Raw genomic sequence first — 21,122 nt, forward strand, 5'->3', positions numbered from 1 at the left:
AAATCGGCATAAAAAAAACTCAGTTTTTACTGAGTTTTTTTCGTTGACCTTGCAGAGAGACAGGGATTCGAACCCTGGGGCCGATCTCTCGACCACAGCTTTCCAGGCTGCTCCATTACCACTCTGGCACCTCTCTTTAAATATTTGGATTGCAAATAAACAAAATTGACTTGAAATAAATTACCTTTTTTCTCTGAAAATTTATTTTTTGTTAAAAACGGTTTACTTTTATAGATAAACTAAAGCTTTATGAAAAAAATTCACTGGGGTATTGTTGGTGTCGGAAATGTATGCGAGGTTAAAAGTGCTCCCGCTATGTATAAACTCAACAATTCAACTTTAGAAATTGTAATGAGGAGAGATGCGCAGAAAGCCAAAGCCTATGCACTTAAACATCACGTAGAAAATTGGACGACGGATGCGGAGGAAGTCATTAATAATCCTAACGTAAATGCAGTTTATATTGCCACTCCACCAAAATATCACAAGCAATATGCTTTGAAAGTAGCAAAGGCGGGCAAAGCTTGCTATATAGAAAAACCTATGGCTATTACTCATGAAGAATGTTTAGAAATTACCAAAGCTTTTAAAGACAAACAACTGCCTTTATTTGTAGCCTATTACAGAACTTGTCTTCCTAATTTTCTAAAAGTCAAAGAATTACTTCATCAAAATACAATCGGAAAAGTTTTGCATGTAAAGGTTGATTTAACAAAACCATTAGATATGAAAGATGAAAATTACGATGCTAGAAACTGGAGAGTAAATCCAAAAATGGCAGGAGATGGATATTTTTATGATTTGGGTTCACATCAACTAAATATCTTGGAATTTTTAATAGGTGAAATTGATTATGTTCAAGGTATTGCTACCAATCAGTCAAATATATATGAGTCCAACGATGTAGTTACAGCCAATATTTTATTTAAAAATAACGTAGTTGCCAATTGCTTTTGGGCTTTTAATACTGGTGTTCAAGAAAGAATAGATAGTCTTGAAATTCACGGGAGTCATGGTAAAATAGAACTAGCCTGCTTTAACGACTCCCCTATCATCGTAATCGACAAAAACGGCAAAATTACCTCTTACAATATTCCTTATCCTGAACACGTACAAATGCCAATAATCAATGCTATTAACAATGATTTGCTAAATAACACAAATCACACCTACAGCAGCGGAAAAGTGGCTAGTAGAACGCAATATTGGCTAGAACAGATTAGCGGATTAGTGCAATAATTTAGTTTTTTAAACAAACTTAAAATTAGTCTTAATAATTCACTTCTTTTTACGACTGATGTAAACGTAGCAAATTTGCACTAGCTTAGTATTAACTTTTTAAAGCTTAATAATGAATAATAGAGATGCATCATATACTGGATTTGTGTTCAAAAAATACGAAGCTCCAGAACTTAGTGTTTTTGATAGGCTTTTAGAGATTTTTAAAGAGCTAATCACACATACATCAGGAGATGTAGACGAGGCATTAAGTTGGCTGGAACAGTTAGATAAAACTTATCAGTTAACCACTCCTGAATATACCTTAGAAGATTTTAAAAGAGATTTGTTTGAGAAAGGTTTTATACAACAACGCGTAAAACCAGACGGAAGCAACGGAACGGGTATCACGGCTAAAACAGAGAGAGCCATTAGACAGAGAGCGTTAAATCAAATTTTTGGGAAGCTTAAAAAATCGGGGTCAGGAAACCATAGTACGAAAAAAATGGGCTTAGGTGATGATGCTACAGGAGAAACAAGAGCTTACCAATTTGGAGATGGTTTAGACAATGTCTCCATGACAGAAAGCATCAAAAACGCACAAGTTAACAATGGAGTTACCAATGGTTTTCAGTTAACCGAAGACGATTTGGTGGTAAATGAAACTAGCCATAAATCTCAAATGAGTACGGTTTTGATGATAGACATTAGCCACAGTATGATATTGTACGGAGAAGACAGAATTACTCCTGCCAAAAAAGTAGCGATGGCATTGGCGGAGCTCATTACCACGAGATACCCAAAGGACACTTTGGATATTATTGTGTTTGGAAACGATTCGTGGAGAATTTCTATACAAGACCTACCCTACTTGCAAGTAGGTCCTTACCATACAAATACAGTTGCAGGGTTAGAATTGGCAATGGATTTGCTGAGAAGAAAGAAAAACACCAACAAGCAAATTTTTATGATTACAGATGGAAAGCCTAGCTGTATGCGCATGCCAGATGGAAGATATTATAAGAATAGTAACGGTTTAGATAAACACATTGTAAATAAATGCTACGACAAAGCTAGCCAGGCGAGAAAACTACACATTCCTATTACCACCTTTATGATTGCACAAGATCAATACCTGATGCAGTTTGTAAGAGCGTTTACCAAAGCCAATCAAGGAAAAGCATTTTTTACAGGATTGAAAGGGTTAGGAGAAATGATTTTTGAAGATTACGAACAAAACAGAAAAAAAAGAATTAAAGGATCATGATAGATACAAACATCAAAACATTAGGAGAACTAAAGGCTTCTAATTATCAATCTAAAAGCATTAAAGAAGAATTAAGAACCAATTTAATTCTTTTAAAAAAGCAACACAAAAACGCGTTTAAAGGAGTTCACGGTTACGAAAAAACCGTGATACCACAATTAGAGCGTGCCATATTATCTAAACACAATATCAATCTACTAGGATTGCGAGGTCAAGCCAAAACACGTATGGCCCGTCAAATGGTCAATTTGTTAGATGAGTATATACCAGTGGTACAGGGTTCTGAAATTAATGATGATCCGCTAAAACCTATTTCTAGATATGCACAAGAGCTAATCAAAGATAAAGGTGATGAAACCCCTATTACTTGGTTACATCAATCGGAAAGATTTGCTGAGAAATTAGCCACGCCAGATGTTACAGTTGCTGATATTATAGGAGACATTGATCCTATTAAAGCAGCCAATTTAAAACTGTCTTATGCAGATGATAGAGTCATTCATTATGGAATGATTCCTCGTGCTAATCGATGTATTTTTGTCATTAATGAGTTGCCAGATTTACAAGCAAGAATTCAAGTAGCCTTATTTAATATATTGCAAGAAGGAGATATACAAATTAGAGGGTTTAAATTAAGATTTGATTTGGATATGCAATTTGTTTTCACTGCAAACCCAGAAGATTACACCAACAGAGGTAGCATCATCACACCATTAAAGGATAGAATCGGTTCTCAAATTTTAACACACTATCCCGATGATATTCAAATCGCCAAAACCATTACGCAACAAGAAGCCAAACTCGAAAAAGAGCAGGCGAATCATATTTATGTTCCGGAATTAGCAAAAGATTTGCTAGAACAAATTGGTTTTGAGGCTAGAGATAGCGAATTTGTGGATGCTAAAAGTGGTGTGAGTGCTCGTTTGAGTATTTCTGCGTACGAAAGTTTAATGAGTACTGCCGAGTTAAGAATGTTGGCCAATGGAGATACCACCACGAGTATCCGATTAGGCGATTTTATGGGAATTATACCTGCTATTAACGGTAAAATAGAATTGGTTTATGAAGGAGAGCAAGAAGGAGCAGCCACGGTTGCAGAAAACTTAATCCGTCAAGCGGTAAAATCTCAGTTTACCAATTATTTTCCAATGATAGAAAAGTTGGTAAGAAAAGGTGATATAACTCCTTACGATGATATTGTCAATTGGTTTATAGAAGGAACAGATTTTGAATTGTCTAACGATTTAACCAACGAAGATTACGAACAGCAATTGGCCTATATCACTCCACTAACTGAATTTATAAAAGAACATCGACCAGATTTACACAAAGATGAAATTTCTTTTTACAAAGAGTTTGTCTTATGGGCTTTGGTAGAGCATCAAAAACTTGATAAAGAAGTGTTAAAAGAAGGATTTACATTTAAAGATACCTTAGAAAGTTTTATTGATGGTATTTAATATTTTACTTTAATTATAGACCAATCCCACTACAAAGTATTTTATTTGTAGTGGGATTAGTATATAATCCAAACACTTAATAAATAATAAAAAAATCACATCAATTCCTAGAATTGAGTGAATATTTTGACCAAAGGAAACAACAATAATAAATGGAATCATCTAACTACAACTGTGATATAAATACGGGTAAATGTGATGTTAGCCCTGCTACAGACATTAAAATTGAATCAAACTTGATTAACAATAAAAAAATAAAAGTTACTTATTATTACGATGCGCTATGTGGTTGGTGTTATGGTTTTAAGGACGAACTTAGCCAGTTTGTAAACAACAATAAAGATTTAATTGATTTTGAAGTTGTAAATGGAGGACTATTTTTAAATCAAAGAGTAGGTTGGATTAATGATGTCGCTCCTTACGTAAAATCTGGTGCCTATAAGGTGGTTCAAGAAACAACCAAAGTTCAATTCGGAAAAGATTTTTTAGATAAACTATTGGGAGATGGAAAAGTAAGGTTAAACTCTTTGCCTCCTGCAATTGCACTTTCTATTATAAAACAACACAAAAGTGAAAAGGCAATGGAATTTGCAGAGCTACTGTTGTTTGCGGTATATCACGATGGAATTAACGTAGAAGTTATCGAAGATTATCAAACTTATGTAGAAAAAATTGGGTATGATTTTAAGTTGTTTTCCAAACAAATGCAAGAAACTGCTTATTTAGAGTTGGCACAGCAAGATTTTAAAAACTTTGCAGATCATAAAATTAGTGGAATGCCTACTTTGGTTGTGACGTATAAGGATAAAAAAGCATACCTAAGCAACGGCTTTGCAACCCATCAAGATTTGGAAAAAAGATTAAAATTAATTTTGAGTGAATAGATAATTGCCTAATTAGGTATTGCCATGTTTACTTTATTTATCTTTGCGCGATAAGTAAACACGATTTATGACATTTAAAGATCTACATCTAAACGCTAAAATTTTAAAGGCGGTATCAGAACAAAACTATACAAGCCCTACTCCTATCCAACAAGAAACCATTCCTTTGGTTTTAGAGGGTGTTGACGTTATTGGTTGCGCTCAAACGGGTACTGGTAAAACAGCAGCATTTGCATTACCTATTTTAAACAAACTGTTCGATCAGCAAGATGCCAAAAAAGGGAGTAAAAAAATTAAAGCGCTAATTGTAAGTCCTACACGTGAACTAGCCGTTCAAATAGAAGAAAATTTTAAAACTTACAGCGTTTACACAAATCTAAGAACAACCTCTGTATATGGAGGAACCTCCATGGAACCTCAAATTGAGGTACTAAATAAAGGAGTTGACGTTTTGATTGCAACCCCTGGTAGATTACTAGATTTACATAAAAGAGACCTTTTAAATTTGGATTACGTTCAGACTTTAGTGTTAGATGAAGCTGACATGATGTTGGATATGGGGTTTATTGATGATGTCAAGAAAATTGAACGTTTATGTCCAGTCCAAAAGCAGTGTTTGTTGTTTTCTGCCACCATGCCTCCGAAAATTGAAGCATTGGCCAATGAAATTTTAAATGAACCTCAAAAGGTTTCCGTTTCCGTGATATCCTCCGCAGCTAAAACCATTAGTCAAGAGCTATATTTTGTTCCCAAACCAAAAAAGATAGAGCTCTGCTTACATCTTTTGAGAAATGATTTAAGAGGGAACATTATTATTTTTAGACGTACAAAGTTTGGAGTCGATAAACTTGAAACTACACTTTTAAAAAATAATTATAAGGTAGACACCATTCACGGAGATAAAACTCAATCTGCCAGAACCAAAGCCCTTAACAAATTCAAAAATAATGACGTTAATATTTTAATTGCTACCGATGTTGCTGCACGTGGTATTGACATTCCGGATTTAGATATTGTTGTAAATTTTGACTTACCCAACATTCCAGAAGGTTATGTACATCGTATTGGTAGAACTGGTAGGGCTGGGAAAGAAGGAAGAGCACTGTCTTTCTGTTCGGCTGATGAAAAACCATATTTGAAGGATATTCAGCAATTAATTGGTAAACTAATTCCTGTAGAAGAAGAACATCCTTATCCGTTAGACCCAAAAGCTAAGCCCGAAGTACATAAAAAACAAGGAAGCAAGTATAAAAAAGGAAGGAAATCCGAAGCTTCTAAGAAGAAAAAAAAGCGTTGGTACTAAACAACGTGTCTAAAATAGTTAATCTTTATAATTATTCAGACTAGCTTCTATACGCTGCTTTATTTTTTTTACGAAGTAAGGAGGAGAAATAACTTGAATAGCTTCTCCATACGACAAAATTTCTTGTTCCAACTCATAATTAGGAATGACATCTATTGTAAATTCTAATCCAGTGTCGTCCAATTTTCCTTTTTTTTGACTCCCATGCAAAGGAGACGTCAAGATATAGGATGCTAAACTCGTGTTTGCTTTTAAAGCAATGGTTATCACTTCATCTTCCCCACCCCTCGTAACTCCAATAATGTCTTCGTAACGTTCTGTAAAATCAATGTCTGATTCAACATACAAGTCTTTCAATTCCTCAATAGCTACAATTCTATCAATAGCAAGTGTCGTAACAGGTTTGTACTTAGATTGCGTTCCCAAAACGAACCATCTGTTATTATATTGTTTTAAATATTGGGGATGCATATAATAATCCTCAACGGTATTTTTAGTAAAAGATTGATAGCGAACGGATAATACTTTTTGATACTGAATTGCATTAAACAAATCATTCAAATGCTCCAAACCTTTCAAATAAGGATTGTTTTCAAAGCCCAAAATTTCTCTTGGCGAATTGTGTATACCAAAATCTTTTTCCAATTTTAAAGCCAGTTCTTCTACCCAAGTAAACTGAGGCATACCTTTAATTCTATTTAAGGTAAGCAACGCTTCTTTTAGTTGCATTGCTTCTGTTTCGTTCATAGGTTGATTGTTGATAGAAAATTGAGGATCCATATAGCGATAATAAGCAGACCTTCCTTCTTTGGTAATCTCCAATGCTACTCCATACCCTTGTTCACTTCTCATAAAATTGATATCGTCATACACTTGTCTCCTTTTGATACCATCTGAATCGGGATTAAATTCAAGAAGCGCTTGATTACATGCCTCTATCAAATCTTTTATCGCATATCTTTTTCCTGTATTTTTAAAGCATTTATCTAGGGCTTGATACCTAATTACTGCATTTTTATTAGTAGCCATGTCGAATTTAATTGGTGTGCTTATCAAAAGTAAAGAATTGTGCATAAAGAAAACACACTTGCGAACCATATTTGTGCTATCATTTAAAAAAGGCATTATGAAACGTTCCACACTACTTCAACAAAGAGCAAATCTTAATCAAATATTTGATTGCATTATCAATAGTCAAAATATATCAGAAGCGAAATTTGACAAAATGATGAAAGATTGGGTACAAAAAAATAAAGCGTTAGAGGCTAAAGAGGAATTTTATAATCTCTATCAAGGCTCTGATTTCAATAAGCATGGTTACGTTACCAAAGGATTGTAAACAACAGTCAAGAAAACTATTGTTCGAGGATATAAAGTTTGTAATTGCTTTTTAGTATTTTTGTTTAAAATGAGCGGTTATGCACACTATACAATTGAAAATAAGTGATAAAGTTTACGACAAGTTTATTTGGTTGTTAAGTAAATTTAATAAAGAAGAAATTGAAATTATAGATGAAAATTCTGAATTTACGTCCAATTCTGATTATTTATTGAATGAATTAAGTGAAATAGAAAGCGGAAAAGCAAAGTTCGTCTCTCAACATGAATTTGAAAACAGATTAAAGAGAATCATTTGACTGTTTTATGAAAATAATCTACAAAGATACTTTTGTTCAAAGACTAGAAAGACAGTTAAAGTATATAGCTAAGACAAGCCCTAAGTCTGCTACAAAATTGAAGATTGAACTCATCAAGCGAATTAAGGAAATTCCTGAAAACCCATATTTATTTCGAAAGTCAATCTATTTCGAAAACGACGCTATTCGAGATTTAATCTGTCAGAAATATACTGTAGTTTTTAGAATTAATAAAAATCAGATTGAAATATTTGGATTTACTAAATTTCAAGAAAAGCCTACAGACTAAAAAAATTACTATCTACAATAACAGCTAAAATTTAGGTGAGATTTAGGTTTCATTCGAATTTGCCTATATCGCATTCACTCTGACGCTAAACTTAGCCTAAACGGAAATAGTAAATTATTAATAAAGCTCAAAAAATACTTTCCCTCCTATGGCTATTTGGGATAGATTGTGACAAGCCTCTACGGTTAAATTTGCAATACGCATATAACCCCCTGTGGTATGAGCATCCGACATCATAATGATGGGCTGACCTCCCTTTGTAATTTGTACAGTACCTTTTACGATACCTGAAGAAATAATTTCGCTTTGGTAGTCTAGGTTGAGCGTTGGACCTTCTAGTCTTATCCCTATTCGGTTGGTATCTTTTGAGACTGTGAATTCGTTAGAAAAGAAAGCATTAAGATCTTCATTGGAGAAAGAATCATATTCTGGTCCTTTCATGCATTTTAATAAAACATCATTACTGTATAAAACAGGCTTGAGTCTTCCTACTGTAGTTAGGTTTTCGCAATGGGCAGTTTTGGTTTTTATCACATCTCCTTTTTGTAGCAAGTGTCCGTGTAAACCTCCAATTTTTGCGGGAACGTAAGTAGATGTACTTGCCAAATAATTATCCAAATCGATTCCACCACTAATTGCCAAATAACCATATACCCCGTTTGTAGATTGAGAAAATTTGATGATAGCCCCAGTTTTTACAGATATTAGTTTTCCTATGATTAGTGGAACATCATCAATAAAAGCGTTCATATTCGCTCCATAAACAGCTATACAAATATCTTTTAACACTTTGTAAGTAGCTCCAACTAAGCCCATTTCTATCAATGATGCTGTTGGATGATTATTTGCAAGTACGTTAGCGAGTTTCGCCGATTGAGCATCCATAAATCCGCTTCTAGGAATCCCCCTATCTTGAAATCCTTTCCTTCCTCCATCTTGTATGGATGTCAATAATCCAGGTTTTAGAACTTCTAAACTCATAACTGCTGAATTTTATAAAAAGTAGCTTTGTCAATAGGTACAAATTGAACGTAATCGCCCATTTCTACTAAGGAAGGCTTGTCTCTGGAAAATAAATTCAAAGGTGTTCTTCCTATAATTTGCCAACCTCCTGGAGTTTCTAAAGGATAAATTCCCGTTTGCTGATCTGCCAACCCCACTGAGCCTGCAGTAACTTTTAGTCTAGGAGTTTCTTTCCTAGAGATATGCAAATTAGGATTTAAACCTCCTAAGTACATAAATCCAGGAGCAAAACCGAGCATATAAACCAGATACGTTTCTGAAGTGTGTTTACTAATAATTTGTTGTATCGATAGCCCTGTTTTTTGAGATACAAACTCTAGGTCTAGACCAAAACTAGCATCATAACACACGGGAACTTTTACAATGTTTCTTGTCTGAGCATCCGTGGTAAGAATGGTAATCTTTTCTTGCAGAATAAAATGTTTCAATTGTTGATAGTTCGTTTCATTGGAGTCAAAACAAACAGTTAAGGAATTATAGGCAGGTATAAAATCTGTTACCCCACGTAAATTCATCTTTTTCAAATGCTGGTAGTAAGATTTTACTTGCAAATGAATTTTAAGACTTATTTCTTGTTTAAACTTTATAAGAAGTGCTTCTTCTCCGTATGGTATAATATCAAACACAACTTTTGATTTTAACAGCGTAATTTAAAAATTGTTCTTTCACATAAGTCAATAATTCTAAAGCTTCCGGAGTATCTCCATGAAAGCAAATACTATCAACCTCCAGGTCAATATTTTCACCATTGATTGCAGTAATACTTTTGCTGAACATCAGGCTTTTTACTTGTTTCCAAACTTCTTCTTTTTGATGAATCACGGCTAAGGGGTGGCTTCTGTTAACCAAAGTACCATCTGCATTGTATCTCCTATCTGCAAAACTTTCTTTGATAAATTTGAGTCTATGTTGCTTAGCAATCTCTTCCATTACAGAATTTGCCAACCCCATAATTGCTAAACTGGGATCAATTTCGTTAACGACCGAAACAATTAAATTAGCAGTAGTAATATCTACAGCAGCTTTGTTATATAGCGCACCGTGAGGTTTTACGTATTTAACAGTTGTATTTTGTTCTTTAGCGATTTCAATTAAATTAAGAATTTGATTTTTCAGGCTTTTTTTGAGCACAATATATTCTATATTCATTTCTTTTCTTCCGAAAAAATTTGAATCTGGATATGATGGATGTGCTCCAATAATCACTCCATGCTTTTTTGCCAAACGAATAGTTGACTGCATAGAATTCAGGTTTCCCGTATGACCGCCACACGCAATATTACATGAACTAATCATTTGCATAAGTTCTTCATCAAATAAAAAACCCTCTCCCAAATCTGCATTAATATCCATAAATAGCTTATTAAAACTCAAAAATAACGATAATAGCGTTATCACTAGTAGCATATAATTGTAAAATGTAATGTTTGTTTTTTTTATCGACTTAAATGTTTAACGAACTAAAACATAGATAACCATGATTAAAAAACTACTTTTTGTTGGAGCAATATTGCTTTCAACATTGGCAAATGCACAAATTGTAATTAATGAAATACAGTACGATGGTACAGACACAGTAGAACTAAAAAATTCAGGATCTTCAAGTGTAGATGTTTCTTCTTATTGGCTCTGCAATTTCCCTATGTATACACAAGTAAGCAATTTAACAATAGTATCAGGTAATAATACCATTCCCGCTGGGGGATTATTGGTGTTAACGGGCTTTTCTTTAGGTAGTGATGGAGAATTAGGGTTATATGCATCTAGTGCATTTTCTTCCTCCGATGCTATTGTAGATTATGTTGAATGGGGAAGCACTGGTCATACAAGATCTTCTGTAGGAGTTAGCGCTGGAACTTGGACTTCAAATAATTTTGTGCCAGCTGTGGGCACAAATCAGAGTATTCAGTTTGATGGGACTGGGGATACCGCTAGCGATTATACTGCTGCTACACCAACTTTTGGAGCAGAAAATTCTAACACCACATTATCCTCAACACTTGTTTCTAATAATCTTAAAGTGAAGGTGTCTACCAATCCTTTAAGTAACATCATCAATATAAATGTAGAAAATCCTTCATACAAAGCAACAATTTATAATTTGCTAGGAATGACGGTAGCCTCTTACAAAGATTTGTCTGATCATAGTACGTTAAATGTATCGTCATTAGCAGGAGGTGTATATATTTTAGAAGTAATTACTAGCAACAACGATTATGCTAAAATTAAAGTGATGATAGAATAGAATTCAACCAAATTTTAACACACAAAAAGCATAGTTTTCAATAAAACTATGCTTTCATTATTCAATATATTAGAATAATGAAAAATTAAAATCCCAACTCGTTATGCTGGACTCGTTTCAGCATCGGAAGCAAGGTAAAAAACGTCGATTCTGTAAATTGGAATTCTGGTAAAACTATCATCACATAAATTAATCTGCCTCAAAATATTCTTTCCCAAAACCAATTAAGTACAATTTGTCTTTGGCACGAGTTACAGCTGTGTACAACCATCGCATGGCATCTTTATTTAATCCGTCGGGTAAGTAAGGTTGTTCTACAAACACAGTACTCCATTGTCCCCCTTGAGATTTATGACAAGTCATTGCGTAAGCAAACTTTATTTGTAAGGCATTAAAATAGTGGTTGTTTTTTACAGCCAACATTTGTTTGTACTTAGATTTTTCGTCTGCATAATCCTGCAAAACTTCTCTATACAATTTATTAGACTGCTCGTAAGTTAGGGAAGCACTTTCTGAAGTTACAGTGTCTAATAAAAGGACTGTTTCTATAGGTTTTAAATCTGTATAATCAATCAATCTTAGCTTTACTTCTGCAAAACGAAAACCATACAATTCTTTGATATTAAAAATTTCTTGCACTTCAGCAATATCACCATTAGCAATAAAATCAGCCTCAGTAGTATCTTTGAGCCAGAAATAATTATTCTTTACAATCATTACATAATCTCCTGCAGAAATTTCGCTCTCTTGACCTCTAATTTTAGTTCTAATCTGCTGATTATACTGATTAGCTCTTTTGTTAGACCTTACAATAAAAGCCGTATCTTCTACTCCTGCGCTATCATAAGCATGTACAATGGCTTCTTCAATATCATAACCATCTTGTAGTCTTACAATATCTGGAAAGTCCAAATCAAACTGAAAATGATAAAACCCATCATGCTCCATTTGTGCCCTTATGCTGGTTGCATTACTTAAAATTCCAGACCCTTCATTTTGTCTCATCACCTTATCTAATTCAAGTAAATAAGGATTTTTATTGTAATTGATGGCCAAAGTATCTTCAGACAAAGCAGGACTTAATTCAGATTTTACAGGTGGTAGCTGAGCAGTATCTCCTATAAAAATCAATTTGCAATTGAAACCATTATACACGTAGTCCATCAAATCATCTAACAAAGAATTGTTATCAAATAAATTGACCTCTCCAGAACTATCCGAAATCATAGAAGATTCATCAACAATAAAATACGTATTGGTATGTTTATTAGGTTGTTTTACAAAAGCTACGTTTCCGTTAGATTGCTTTTTAGGATGATATATTTTTTTATGAATGGTTAAAGCCTTTTTTTTAGAGTAATTGGAAATTACCTTAGCAGCCCTACCCGTAGGAGCCAATAAAACCGCTTTTTTACCCACTTCCCATAAATGATTTACAAAAGTACTGATGCTAGTGGTTTTACCTGTTCCTGCATAACCTTTAAGTATAAAAATAGCATCCTCATCCTTATCAAAGCTAAATTCTGCCAATTGATTGAGCAATTCTTGTTGCACTTTTGTAGGCTCAAAAGGGAATCTTTGATACAATCGTTTATAAAATTCCGATGCAGTTTTTATCATAAAAAAAGTTTACGCAAATATAAAGATTGAAAAACTCTTAAAAGTTTTTATGAATAAAAAAAAATTGTAGATTTGTCTTCGTTCATTATTAAAATTAATTCAATAAACGATGATATTATTTATTATTTTAGGTGTAGTTGTGACGGTTTTATTGGCTATACTTATTGTCAAATTCTTACCTACTAAATTAACACCAATTATCTCTATTTTGTTATTAGGTGTAGCAGGTTACTTATCTTTTTTAATTTATAGCGGTATTATGGAACCGATTAAATTTCACGAAGAGAAAAAGGTACGTTACGCAGAAGTAATTAAACAATTAAAATTAATTGCAGATGCACAAGATGCGCACAACACAATTCTGGGTAAATTTACCAGTAATGGTGAAGGTTTGATAAAGTTTATTGATACGGCCTCTTTTCCTATTACTGATACACGTACGGTTATTGTTAAAGAAAATAGAGGAACAACTTGGTCTCCACTATATGTAGAAGTTGAGAAAAAAGTAACAGACACGATTGGATATACTCCTGTGAGAGAAAAAATATTTGCTGGGCGTGATTATAAAAACATGTTAAACATTCCTAGAAGTAATGAACAATTTAAAATAGAAACTTCTGCAATCTTACGAGCTAACAAAATTTTAGCTTCCGTTTTTGAAGTTAAAATTGACAAAGCTGAAATTTTAGAAGGATTGAGTACTTCTTTAATCAAGCAAGAAAAAGAAGCTTTAGGAGGAGATGATATTCCTGGAGGTTACATTAGTATTGGGTCTTTAAATGAAGTAAGTGTAAGTGGAAATTGGCCTCCGTTATATGATGCCATGGTTAGCAATGAATAAGGATACGAAAGAATTAAATCATAAAAGATTATCCATCCAATTAAGTTCGGATGGATTTTCTTTTTGTACTTATGATGATGAATTGAAATTGTACGAGAATTTTGTACACGTTTCTTTTCCTGCTAGTTACTCTACTCCTAGTGTATTGCTAAATGAGGTAAAGCACATTTTTGAAACTCATGAGCTTTTACATCAGAATTATGATGAAGTTCTTTTGATACATCACAACAGTCTCAACACCTTTGTACCTCTCACACATTTTGATGAAGGATTACTCCACAATTATTTAGAATACACGGTTAAGACTTTTGAAAACGATTTTGTTAGTTTTGATGAAGTAAAAACCATAGAGGCTAATAACGTTTATATTCCGTTTGTAAACATTAACAATTTTATTTTTGATTCTTTTGGAGCCTTTACTTATCTCCACTCCTCTACCGTGTTTTTAGAAAATATTTTAAAATCTTATGATGTTACAGAAAAAACAATGTTTGTTAATGTATACCACCAAAACTTTCAGGTATTAGTATTAGAACAACATCAATTGATATTGAGTAATAGTTTTAGTTATCAAACCAAAGAAGATTTTGCTTACTATATTTTATTTGTAGCAGAGCAATTAAAAATGAATCCAAACGAATTTAATTTATGGATGTTTGGAGATATTAAAGAAGAAGATGAAACGTATCAACTGATATATAATTATGTGAGAAATGTGTCCGTTTATTCAAAATTAAACTCACGACTTAGTGCTAATATTTCTTTTTTACCACAACAACATTTTAACTTATTACAATTACATTTATGAGAATTATCTCAGGAAAATATAAATCTAGAAGACTAACAGCTCCTAAAAACTTGCCTGTTAGGCCCACTACTGATATGGCCAAAGAGAGCTTGTTTAATATCATTAACAATTGGTATCATTTTAACGAAATCAACGTGTTAGATTTATTTTCTGGAACTGGAAATATTAGTTTTGAGTTTGCCTCTAGAGGAACTAAAGATATTTTAGCTGTGGATCAGCACAGTTGTTGTATTCATTTTATCAATAAAACCGCTAAGGAATTAGAATTTGAGATAGACACTATTAAAGCAGATGTTTTTTCTTTTTTAGAAAAGCACCAAGGGGTGTACGATGTAGTTTTTGCAGATCCTCCTTATGATTTTTCTGATGAACAATTTAACAGCATTGCACATTTGATTTTTGAAAACAACTTACTAAGCGAAAAAGGAACCTTAATTATAGAACATTCAGAACAAACGGACTTAAGTAGTAATAAATATTTTACTCAAAGCAAACGATACGGAGGTTGTTTTTTTAGTTTTTTTGAAGTGTAAGCGTTTTATACTTTGAGCAAATATTTGCTTTTTTATAAATACGATAAGTATGTAGTTGTATTATTGACTACAATCCACTTTATTAGTCGATATTTGAATAATCTATTGCTAAAGTGAGCTAATAGCTACGAATAGCCCTCTACTTAACCCCTTTAATAACTTAAAAAAATTAATACCATGAATATTTACGTAGCAACTTCGGTGATTCTATCCGTTATAGGAATTTTTACTGCAATGATGATGGTGACCAAAATTTTTGGACTCAGAACTTTTGCAAAAATGTCTAGTTTTGATTTTGCCTCTACCATTGCCGTGGGGACGATACTAGCCTCTATAGTTTTAAACAAAGACCAAAATATATCTAAAGGTATCTTAGCCTTGATCTGTGTAATAGGCTTTCAAACATTATTCTCCTTCTTGGTACGAAAAAGCAGTACGTTTAAAAAAGTATTTACTAACAAGCCTCAAATGCTTATGAAGGATGGAGAAATTTTTTATGATACCTTAAAAAAATGTAATGTTAGTAAGAGCGATTTGATGGCAAAATTAAGAGAAGCAAACGTTCATAAAATTTCAGAAGTTCAAGCCGTAATATTTGAGAATACTGGAGATATTTCTGTGTTACACAGTGCCGATAAAAACAGTATTGATGCTGTTATTTTAGAAGATGTTTCCGATTCAGTAAAATAGTTTTAATAGTCTTTTGTAGTTGGTGTCTTCTACAAACACTTAATGCTAGTACTGTCTTTATATAAACACAAAACTAATTTTATATCATCAGCTAATTGGTGTTTCTATTACTTATAAAAAGACTAAGTCAAAACATTTTAAGTTCATAGGATTTTATCAAACGTCAGTTCAATTTAAGAAAGATGTATTTAGATCATCACAATTAGACGAATATTTGTTTTTATAGCGTGAGCTATTTTTCTTTTTAAAATTGACTTTCTCAATACATTGATTGATTAAAAATTACTTGAGACGATAATTTAAAAAACTACACGTTAATTAAATAGAAATCACATCACGATACTTTATTTAATTAACCGTTAGAAATTGGTGAATTAAGTTTTTTGGATGAATTGTTTTGGGAACCTTAAAATTAAAATAGCTATTTAAGGGAATGTCAAACCCTTTATTGTTTAAATAGTTTTTTAAAGCAACGTTTAGTCCCTCACTAAATAAATGATGCTCTGCTCCGGTAGGATCTTCGTGATACAAATCGTTTTCTGCAAAACCTTTAAATTCAGGTCCTGTAATTACAATATCAAATTCATCAGGATTTTTGCCCACAGGGCTGTGACTCGTACAAGCAAATTGATGCCAAAAAGCTGATTGTATACAATTGTTATAAAATAACTGACGAACAATTTCAAGAGAATCAATGGTTTCCTGTTCTGTTTCAGTTGGGAATCCGAACATTAAGTAGGCATGTACCATTATATTTTCATCAGAAAAAGCTTTGGTAACTCTAGCAACTTGTCCAATATCAACTCCTTTTTTCATTTTGGCTAATAGCCTGTCAGAAGCCACCTCAAGTCCCCCCGTTACTGCTATACAACCCGATTTAGAAAGTAGTTGACACAGTTCTGGAGTAAATGTTTTTTCGAACCTAATATTAGTCCACCACGTAATAAATACTTTTCGCTCTATCAATTTATTGGCTAAAGCTCTTAACATTTTGGGAGGTGCTGCTTCATCAACAAAATGAAAGCCTGTAGTTCCGGTCTCCGCTATTATTTTTTCTATTTTATTTACCAGATCATCCGCAGTAGTGTTTTGATAATTACCAATATAATCTAGCGTTACATCACAAAAAGAACATTGTTTCCAATAGCATCCGTGAGAAATAGTGAGTTTGTTCCACCTACCATCGGACCACATTCTGTGCATAGGATTCATCACATCTAAAAAGGACAAGTATTTATCTTTAGGTAACCCCAAATAACTAGGTGCAGGAAGGTTTTTATGATGAAAAATAGTGTTAGGCTGTTTGTTTAAATAATGCACCTTATTATTAATGGCAACATAGGTCCTCTCCAACTCATTTTCATCAATAGTACCTTTGATGTATTCTGTAATTTTAAGTAATGGTCCTTCTCCATCATCCAATGTAATAAAATCTACAAAGTCAAAAATTCTAGGATCAGATAATCGTCTTAGTTCGGTGTTGCAGTAACCGCCACCCATGGTAATTTGTACGGTTGGATATTCGCGCTTTATAAACTGTGCGCATCGCAAAGCAGAAAATAAGTTTCCAGGAAAAGGGACTGTAAAACAAACTAAGTTATATTGTTTTTTTTGTAATTCCTGATTTAACAAATAGAGCATCTCGTCCTCTATCAAAGTAGTTTCGTACTGCAAAAACTCATCAATAGTATCAAAACTAGAGGCTGCTCTTGCAATTTGTTCGGCATAACGTGTAAAGGAGAAAAACTCATCAACATTGGCATTGATAAAATCGCCCAACTCTTCTACAAACAAGGTGGCTATATGTTTTGCCTTGTCCAAAATTCCCAGTTTACCAAACGCTGTTGATAAATCCGAAGCCAATTTGGTTCTCCTGTGGGCGTGAGGTAAAAAATCCTTATGAACTATTTGGTAAGCAGCGGTTACCTCTTGAACACGTAAATAGTTCATCACCGTATCTACCTTATCTATATAACTCTGCTTTTGTTTCCATACCAATGGGAAATCAAAATTTCTAAACATTTCTGCTTGCTTAAAGATAGCTGCTATAAATTCTGAAGTAAACACTGATGTGAATAACTCAATACTCAAATCAAACTGTGTAGCGTTTACACCTTTTGAGTCTAAAAAACCTTTAATGTAAGCTGTAGCAGGATAAGCAGTGTTTAATTGAGTAAAAGGAGGTGTAATTAAGAGCGTGTTTATAGACATGTTTAAGCGATGATGATAAACAAATATACTTATAAAACGATTGATAAACTTTCTATTTTATACAATGATATTTTATTGTTATTTTTATCATTATCAGAATTATAAACGTAAAAAAGATGGCTAACAAATTGATTTTGAGTCCAACTGTACATAGAAATAAAGAAGTTGTTTTGATTCAATTTGATTACGATGATAAGATTATTAACGCAATCAAAAAGATTGACGTAGGGGCCAAATGGAGTTTTAATAAAAAAAGCTGGTATATAGACTTACAAGATGGTTTGCTAAGAAAACTGTATGACCATTTGAGCAAGATCATTCCTATAGATTATTCGCAACTAAAAAACAGAAAGACTTTAGCAGAACGTAATTTAGTGGTTCCAAATGGCGATAAGGTTAATTTAAAGCATTTGTTAGATAGCGAGCAGAAAGAAATTTTGAATAACTTTTATAAGTACTTGAGGGGTAAAAGATATAGTGAAAGTACGCTAAAAACGTACACTAATTTGATTGCTGAATTTATTATTTACAAGGACAAAGAAGATGTTCTGGATTTGCGATGCATAGAAAAACATACTGAGAATATATTAGTTACCAAAAAGGTGTCTGTAAGTACGCATAGACAATTTATCAGTGCTATGAAGCATTTTTTGATTTTTGTAGGTTCTGATTTGACTTTGGATTTTACTGCGGTGGCTCCTAAAAAGGATAAAAAATTGCCTAATATTTTATCTAAAGATGAAGTGATTTCGTTGATAAGAGTAACTCGTAACTTAAAACATCGTGTATGCATTGCTCTTATCTACTCCTCCGGTTTAAGAATAAGCGAGTTGTTAAATTTAAAAATCCAAGACTTAGACACGAGTAGAATGCTATTAAAGGTAGAAAATAGTAAAGGAAGAAAGGATAGATATGTTCCCATAGCTCAGGTAATGTTGCCTTTAATCAAAAATTATATAGCGACCTATACTCCTACTTATTATTTGATTGAAGGTTTGGAAAAAGGACAAATATATAGCCCAATGTCTGTCAGAAAATTTTTAAAAAGGAGTTGTTACTACGCTGGTATTCAAAAAAGAGTAACTCCTCACACGTTCAGACATAGCTATGCAACGCATTTATTAGAAAACGGAACAGATATTCGCTACATACAATCTCTCTTAGGACATTCTCGTCCTGAAACTACGATGCTATACACGCATGTACAAAGTGAAGACTTACAAAAGATAACGAATCCTCTAGATTTAATTGTGAAACAAATTGAATTAAGAGATAAAATTAATTAGATTTACTACTGAAAAATAATCCTAAAAGGTAACGATAACCTGAAACACGACCATGTTTTTTATACCTTTTGGATTGATATAACAAGTTGTGTGTAATACCGCAACCAACTCAAAAAAGACATAAATTAATGGAGAACCTCAAAATTGGAGCTGAAATAAGCAATTTGAAAAAGATTTTAGCAGATGATGAAAAATTTTACCAAATACCAGATTATCAAAGACCATATTCGTGGGATAAAGAAAATATATCTGACTTAATAGACGATTTAGTAAGTGCATTTTCAAGAAACGACAATGAAAATTATTTTTGTGGCTCAATCGTATTAGTGGAAAACAATAATGACAATCGATTCGATGTTATTGACGGACAGCAGAGAATAACCACTTTTACAATAATGGCTTGTGTATTCAGAGATTTATACGAAGAAGTTTTAGGAAAAAAAGCCCTTAAATATATATCGAACTCTATACAAGACGAATACGAAGAGAGTAAACGAAAATTACGTTTCTTAACAAACGAGAAATATCAAGTTGACTTTGAATCCGATGTTCTTAAAAAAATTGAGTTTATAGATTTTAAAAACATAGAAAGAGAACTAAAAAAGAAAAAATATTTGGCGAATGCTCATTACATAAATTTATTCTTTACCGAGAAAGTAAAAGCAGAAGAAATAAATGTTGAGGATTTCATAATTTGGTTTTACGAAAATGTTGTTCTTGCAGTTATTACTTGCCCTTCGCAAGATAGTGCCATACAAATTTTCAATGTTCTTAACGACAGAGGAATGCCATTAAGTTCAATAGATATTTTAAAATCTTCCTTAATGGTTAAGTTGTCAAGTAAAGAGGATATGACAGCGTTTAAATCTAAATGGGAAAATATAATTTCCAATTTAAAGTTTGCTGAATTAGATATAGACAGTATGCTAAATACATATTTATATTACAAGTTAGCTTCAAACCCAAAAAGCAGATTAGATAAAGAACTTCTTGATATTTTCAAAAAAGAAGAAAAAAACTCACTCGATACTATAAAAGAAATTAGCGATTTTTCAGATGCTTATATTAAACTTCATAGTTTGCAGAATAAATACATTTTTTGTTTAAAATATTTGAGACATAAAATTTATTGGAACGCAATTATTTCAACAGCAATTTTTGAGAACTATCAAGATATTCAAGGATTAACAAAATTATTAGTCGCTTATTATTATCAAAATTGGATAGCTGGTAAAACAGTAGCAAGAATTAAACAATCATCTTTTAATGTTCTAAAATTAATTAAGAACAACTCACCTATTGAGAAAATAAAAGAAGAACTAAAATCTAATTTAGAATATTACGGAACTACAAAATCATTCAAAGAAGAATTACAAAGTTCATATGTTTATGGAAGACGATGGGATAGAGCAGTTTTGCTTTTGGTTGAGTATTTTTCAACTGACGACAACAAAGAGAATTTTATTCCTTTGAGTGCAAACTTGCATTTAGAGCATATTCTACCTCAAACTTTAAACGAAGATTGGTCAGAAATATTTACCGAACAAGAAACTGAAAACTGGACAAATTCATTGGCTAATCTTACACTTTTGTCGTTAAGAAAAAATGTTCAAGCACAAAACTATAATTTTGACGAAAAGAAAAATGCTTATGCTAATATTGATAATGTAATTTCTTCATTTGTTATTACTCAAGATATTATGAAAGAGGACAAATGGAATGTAGAATCCTTAGAGAGAAGAAAGGAAAATTTAATAAATAGAATTTACGAAAAAACATTAGTACTCTAAAAAGTACTACACACAAC

At 32.7% G+C, this 21,122-nt stretch carries 21 protein-coding genes and 1 tRNA gene; 15 read left to right on the forward strand and 7 right to left on the reverse strand.

Features of this window, described 5'->3' with window-relative positions; all coding sequences use genetic code 11:
• Positions 1 to 52: 52 nt before the first annotated feature.
• A tRNA-Ser gene (locus ACXGQW_RS00460) sits at positions 53 to 136 on the reverse strand.
• Positions 137 to 249: 113 nt separating this feature from the next.
• Between ACXGQW_RS00460 and ACXGQW_RS00465 the strand changes: the two genes are divergently transcribed.
• The 5 genes from ACXGQW_RS00465 to ACXGQW_RS00485 all read left to right on the forward strand — a co-directional run bounded on the left by ACXGQW_RS00465 (position 250) and on the right by ACXGQW_RS00485 (position 6,132).
• On the forward strand, positions 250 to 1,239 hold the full coding sequence (locus tag ACXGQW_RS00465) for a Gfo/Idh/MocA family protein (RefSeq protein WP_457823157.1): 990 nt from the start codon (positions 250 to 252) through the stop codon (positions 1,237 to 1,239).
• 112 nt (positions 1,240 to 1,351) lie between these two features.
• Positions 1,352 to 2,485, forward strand: a complete 1,134-nt coding sequence (locus ACXGQW_RS00470; protein ID WP_457823158.1) for a vWA domain-containing protein — start codon at positions 1,352 to 1,354, stop codon at positions 2,483 to 2,485.
• Positions 2,482 to 3,945: a magnesium chelatase gene (locus tag ACXGQW_RS00475; protein WP_457823159.1), complete on the forward strand. Its 1,464-nt coding sequence runs from the start codon at positions 2,482 to 2,484 to the stop codon at positions 3,943 to 3,945. Before ACXGQW_RS00470 ends, ACXGQW_RS00475 begins: the two co-directional genes overlap by 4 nt.
• A 152-nt stretch (positions 3,946 to 4,097) precedes the next feature.
• Positions 4,098 to 4,829 (forward strand): DsbA family protein, encoded by a 732-nt coding sequence (locus tag ACXGQW_RS00480; protein ID WP_457823160.1) that lies wholly within the window; start codon positions 4,098 to 4,100, stop codon positions 4,827 to 4,829.
• Positions 4,830 to 4,896: 67 nt separating this feature from the next.
• Positions 4,897 to 6,132, forward strand: a complete 1,236-nt coding sequence (locus tag ACXGQW_RS00485; protein ID WP_457823161.1) for a DEAD/DEAH box helicase — start codon at positions 4,897 to 4,899, stop codon at positions 6,130 to 6,132.
• Positions 6,133 to 6,150: 18 nt separating this feature from the next.
• Here ACXGQW_RS00485 and ACXGQW_RS00490 read toward each other — a convergent pair whose 3' ends face one another.
• A complete protein-coding gene (locus ACXGQW_RS00490; RefSeq protein WP_457823162.1) occupies positions 6,151 to 7,161 on the reverse strand; it encodes a helix-turn-helix transcriptional regulator in 1,011 nt (336 codons plus the stop codon).
• A gap of 97 nt (positions 7,162 to 7,258) precedes the next feature.
• Between ACXGQW_RS00490 and ACXGQW_RS00495 the strand changes: the two genes are divergently transcribed.
• The 3 genes from ACXGQW_RS00495 (at position 7,259) to ACXGQW_RS00505 (ending at position 8,058) form a co-directional block, all read left to right on the forward strand.
• The gene (locus tag ACXGQW_RS00495; protein WP_457823163.1) at positions 7,259 to 7,471 is read left to right on the forward strand and encodes a hypothetical protein; all 213 of its coding nucleotides are present in this window, start codon (positions 7,259 to 7,261) and stop codon (positions 7,469 to 7,471) included.
• 79 nt (positions 7,472 to 7,550) lie between these two features.
• Positions 7,551 to 7,769 (forward strand): tRNA pseudouridine synthase A, encoded by a 219-nt coding sequence (locus tag ACXGQW_RS00500; RefSeq protein ID WP_457823164.1) that lies wholly within the window; start codon positions 7,551 to 7,553, stop codon positions 7,767 to 7,769.
• A 7-nt stretch (positions 7,770 to 7,776) separates the two neighbouring features.
• Positions 7,777 to 8,058 carry a type II toxin-antitoxin system RelE/ParE family toxin gene (locus tag ACXGQW_RS00505; RefSeq protein ID WP_457823165.1) on the forward strand — a complete coding sequence of 94 codons (282 nt, stop codon included), beginning with the start codon at positions 7,777 to 7,779 and terminating at the stop codon, positions 8,056 to 8,058.
• Between the two features lie 117 nt (positions 8,059 to 8,175).
• Here ACXGQW_RS00505 and ACXGQW_RS00510 read toward each other — a convergent pair whose 3' ends face one another.
• Genes ACXGQW_RS00510 through pxpA form a run of 3 tightly spaced genes read right to left on the reverse strand, consistent with a single transcriptional unit; the run spans position 8,176 to position 10,434 of the window.
• Positions 8,176 to 9,039: a 5-oxoprolinase subunit C family protein gene (locus ACXGQW_RS00510; protein ID WP_457823166.1), complete on the reverse strand. Its 864-nt coding sequence runs from the start codon at positions 9,037 to 9,039 to the stop codon at positions 8,176 to 8,178.
• Positions 9,036 to 9,707: a 5-oxoprolinase subunit PxpB gene (pxpB, locus tag ACXGQW_RS00515; RefSeq protein WP_457823167.1), complete on the reverse strand. Its 672-nt coding sequence runs from the start codon at positions 9,705 to 9,707 to the stop codon at positions 9,036 to 9,038. Before pxpB ends, ACXGQW_RS00510 begins: the two co-directional genes overlap by 4 nt.
• The gene (gene pxpA, locus ACXGQW_RS00520) at positions 9,700 to 10,434 is read right to left on the reverse strand and encodes a 5-oxoprolinase subunit PxpA (protein ID WP_457823168.1); all 735 of its coding nucleotides are present in this window, start codon (positions 10,432 to 10,434) and stop codon (positions 9,700 to 9,702) included. The genes pxpB and pxpA overlap by 8 nt, the downstream gene beginning before the upstream one ends.
• 124 nt (positions 10,435 to 10,558) lie before the next feature.
• On the opposite strand from pxpA, the gene ACXGQW_RS00525 reads away from it, so the two are divergent.
• Positions 10,559 to 11,326, forward strand: a complete 768-nt coding sequence (locus ACXGQW_RS00525) for a T9SS type A sorting domain-containing protein (protein ID WP_457823169.1) — start codon at positions 10,559 to 10,561, stop codon at positions 11,324 to 11,326.
• Positions 11,327 to 11,515: 189 nt separating this feature from the next.
• On the opposite strand, the gene ACXGQW_RS00530 is transcribed toward ACXGQW_RS00525, so the two are convergent.
• Complete coding sequence (locus tag ACXGQW_RS00530; RefSeq protein WP_457823170.1) at positions 11,516 to 12,946, reverse strand: ATP-dependent DNA helicase; 1,431 nt, start codon at positions 12,944 to 12,946, stop codon at positions 11,516 to 11,518.
• 109 nt (positions 12,947 to 13,055) lie between these two features.
• Here ACXGQW_RS00530 and ACXGQW_RS00535 point away from each other — a divergent pair, with 109 nt between their 5' ends.
• From ACXGQW_RS00535 to ACXGQW_RS00550, 4 genes are all read left to right on the forward strand, one after another.
• Complete coding sequence (locus tag ACXGQW_RS00535) at positions 13,056 to 13,787, forward strand: hypothetical protein (RefSeq protein WP_457823171.1); 732 nt, start codon at positions 13,056 to 13,058, stop codon at positions 13,785 to 13,787.
• Entirely contained in the window at positions 13,780 to 14,595 is an 816-nt protein-coding gene (locus tag ACXGQW_RS00540; protein ID WP_457823172.1) for a DUF3822 family protein, read from the forward strand. Before ACXGQW_RS00535 ends, ACXGQW_RS00540 begins: the two co-directional genes overlap by 8 nt.
• Positions 14,592 to 15,128, forward strand: coding sequence for a 16S rRNA (guanine(966)-N(2))-methyltransferase RsmD (gene rsmD, locus ACXGQW_RS00545; RefSeq protein WP_457823173.1), 537 nt, complete (start codon positions 14,592 to 14,594; stop codon positions 15,126 to 15,128). The genes ACXGQW_RS00540 and rsmD overlap by 4 nt, the downstream gene beginning before the upstream one ends.
• A gap of 177 nt (positions 15,129 to 15,305) precedes the next feature.
• A complete protein-coding gene (locus ACXGQW_RS00550; RefSeq protein ID WP_457823174.1) occupies positions 15,306 to 15,818 on the forward strand; it encodes a DUF421 domain-containing protein in 513 nt (170 codons plus the stop codon).
• A 348-nt stretch (positions 15,819 to 16,166) separates the two neighbouring features.
• Here ACXGQW_RS00550 and ACXGQW_RS00555 read toward each other — a convergent pair whose 3' ends face one another.
• Entirely contained in the window at positions 16,167 to 18,029 is a 1,863-nt protein-coding gene (locus ACXGQW_RS00555) for a B12-binding domain-containing radical SAM protein (protein ID WP_457823175.1), read from the reverse strand.
• Between the two features lie 116 nt (positions 18,030 to 18,145).
• Between ACXGQW_RS00555 and ACXGQW_RS00560 the strand changes: the two genes are divergently transcribed.
• Both ACXGQW_RS00560 and ACXGQW_RS00565 read left to right on the forward strand, forming a co-directional pair.
• On the forward strand, positions 18,146 to 19,315 hold the full coding sequence (locus tag ACXGQW_RS00560) for a tyrosine-type recombinase/integrase (RefSeq protein WP_457823176.1): 1,170 nt from the start codon (positions 18,146 to 18,148) through the stop codon (positions 19,313 to 19,315).
• A 128-nt stretch (positions 19,316 to 19,443) separates the two neighbouring features.
• On the forward strand, positions 19,444 to 21,105 hold the full coding sequence (locus tag ACXGQW_RS00565; protein WP_457823177.1) for a DUF262 domain-containing protein: 1,662 nt from the start codon (positions 19,444 to 19,446) through the stop codon (positions 21,103 to 21,105).
• Positions 21,106 to 21,122 lie beyond the last annotated feature (17 nt).

It is taken from the genome of Wenyingzhuangia sp. IMCC45533 (assembly GCF_054111225.1).